Source organism: Mycobacterium sp. (genome assembly GCF_049280035.1).
Lineage (GTDB): Bacteria > Actinomycetota > Actinomycetes > Mycobacteriales > Mycobacteriaceae > Mycobacterium.
Genome location: NZ_JBAPPI010000575.1, coordinates 1 through 1,528 on the forward strand (window position 1 = coordinate 1; position 1,528 = coordinate 1,528).

General features: G+C 62.6%; 2 protein-coding genes and 1 pseudogene. 2 read left to right on the forward strand and 1 reads right to left on the reverse strand.

Going from position 1 to position 1,528, the window contains the following annotated elements:
• A partial coding sequence (locus tag WAN71_RS18755; protein WP_422226769.1) for an alpha/beta hydrolase occupies positions 1-522 on the reverse strand: 522 nt, incomplete at its 3' end.
• A gap of 172 nt (positions 523-694) precedes the next feature.
• On the opposite strand from WAN71_RS18755, the gene WAN71_RS18760 reads away from it, so the two are divergent.
• Positions 695-1,246, forward strand: coding sequence for an LGFP repeat-containing protein (locus tag WAN71_RS18760; protein WP_422226770.1), 552 nt, complete (start codon positions 695-697; stop codon positions 1,244-1,246).
• 110 nt (positions 1,247-1,356) lie between these two features.
• Positions 1,357-1,528 (forward strand): annotated as a pseudogene (locus WAN71_RS18765) (magnesium chelatase); the annotation flags it as partial.

Sequence of the window (1,528 nt, forward strand, 5' to 3'; positions counted from 1 at the left end):
GACCAGCACGATGCGGTCCGCGGCAAACCCATGGGACAGCACGTAGCGGTAAGCGTCGAGCCCGTCGGATACGGCTTCTTCGATACTGGCCTGGGGCGCCAGCCGGTAACCGACGTTGAGCACCTGCGCCCCGGTCGCCGCGGACAACTTGCTGACGAATCGGCGATGCGAATTCAGGCCGAGAGTCACCAGCGCCGAGCCGTGGAAGTAGACGATGACCCGCTCGGACCCGCGGGCCGCCGGGGCCACCACCCACTCGGCCGGGCAGTGCGGCAGCGCGACCGACGTGATCTCGGTACCAGGCAGCGACGGAATCAGCCGGAACGGCTCATCGATCACGGCGAGGCGGGCTCGCTGCATCGCTTCGGGGCTTAACCGGTTGATGATCAAGCCGATGATCGTCAAGGTCGCCAACACCGGGCGCACGAAAATCGCCGACAGTAGGGCGAGCAGGCTGGACTGCCACGCGGCAGGCCCGAAGTGCGCCGTCGCGGGGCTGTCCCGCCACTCAGGGGAGTTCACGGCACTGAGGGTATCGGGTAGCTGGGCGTCGCCGACTGTGAGCTTCGTGTCGATGCGCGGCAATAGTTGCGTGCGCCACTATCGAACAAGATCAAGTCGGCATGGCATTTCGAATTGGGCGCGTCGACAGTGGCGAGTCCTATCCAATTCGAAAAGTATTCGAGAGGAAGAAATGCGCGCGATAACGAAAAGAACAGCGTCGTTCTCGATCGGAATTGCGGTGTTCGCGCTGGTCGGCGTTGGTTGCCACAAAGAGACCAACTCCAGTCAAACCTCAAGCTCTGCAACATCATCCGCGTCATCCACATCGTCATCGGCTGCCGCGGAGCCGTCAACGACGCCTGCGGCACCGACCTCGACGCAGATCCCTGGCAAAAATGGCACTGAATACACGGTAGAAGGTCCCATCTTTGCGAAGTGGCAATCCCTTGACGAGAAGGCGCGTAAAGACCTGGGCGCCCCGACCGGCAACGAGCAAAAGAATCCGGACGGCGGTGTTTACCAGCAGTTTGACGGCGGCGTGATCATTAACAAGACGCAGGCCTATGTGGTGTGGGGCAAGATCCGCGACAAGTGGAACGAGCTCGGCGGTTCGCAGGGCAAGCTCGGTTACCCGACCAGCGACGAGGTCGACACGCCTGACGGCGCAAAGAAGTCGACGTTCGAGCACGGCACTATCACCTGGAAGCCGGGCGACAACGAGGCCGAGGTCACGATGAGCTGACGCTCCTCACGTTCACCCTCGAAATGTCGGGCAATCCCTGCGATTGCTCGACATTTCTCGTTCGAAGGCGACCGGAGCGATGCCGCAGTTGCGGGACCGTCGTAGCGTGGGTGGTGACTGCAGCGCAAAACCTGCCCCGCACCGTCGGCGAACTGCGTGCCGCCGGGCACCGTGAACGGGGAGTCAAACAAGAAATCCGGGAAAACCTGCTGACCGCGTTGGCCGAGGACCCAGATGCCCGGGAGATCTGGCCGGGAATCCTGGGCTTCGACGACACCGTGC